Origin of the sequence: Bacillus sp. MRMR6, assembly GCF_001940785.1 — a bacterium.
Taxonomy (GTDB): Bacteria; Bacillota; Bacilli; order Bacillales; family Cytobacillaceae; genus Neobacillus.
Window position 1 is genome coordinate 1 of record NZ_MSLS01000086.1, and the last position, 811, is coordinate 811.

Annotated in this window: 1 pseudogene; it reads left to right on the forward strand. The window is 57.5% G+C overall.

Going from position 1 to position 811, the window contains the following annotated elements:
- Positions 1–811 (forward strand): annotated as a pseudogene (locus BTR25_RS26720) (Gly-Xaa-Xaa repeat protein); the annotation flags it as partial.

An 811-nucleotide genomic window follows, 5' to 3' on the forward strand; every position in this document is an offset into this window, starting at 1 on the left:
CACAAGGAGAACAAGGACCAGCGGGACCACAAGGAGAACAAGGACTAGCAGGACCACAAGGTGAACAAGGACCAGCAGGACCACAAGGTGAACAAGGACTAGCAGGACCACAAGGAGAACAAGGACCAGCAGGGCCACAGGGAGTACAAGGACCAGCGGGACCACAAGGAGAACAAGGACCAACGGGACCACAGGGAGAGCAAGGACTAGCGGGACCACAAGGAGAACAAGGCCCGATAGGAATGCAGGGAGAACAAGGGCCAACAGGACCGCAAGGAGTACAAGGGCCAGCGGGACCACAGGGAGAACAAGGACCAGCGGGACCACAGGGAGAACAAGGACTAGCAGGACCACAAGGWGAACAAGGACCAGCGGGACCACAAGGTGAACAAGGACTAGCAGGACCACAAGGAGAACAAGGACCAGCGGGACCACAAGGAGAACAAGGACTAGYAGGACCACAAGGAGAACAAGGACCAGCRGGACCACAAGGAGAACAAGGACTAGCAGGACCACAAGGAGAACAAGGACCAGCGGGACCACAAGGAGAACAAGGACTAGCAGGACCACAAGGTGAACAAGGACCAGCAGGACCACAAGGTGAACAAGGACTAGCAGGACCACAAGGAGAACAAGGACCAGCAGGRCCACAGGGAGTACAAGGACCAGCGGGACCACAAGGAGAACAAGGACCAACGGGACCACAGGGAGAGCAAGGACTAGCGGGACCACAAGGAGAACAAGGCCCGATAGGAATGCAGGGAGAACAAGGGCCAACAGGACCGCAAGGAGTACAAGGGCCAGCGGGACC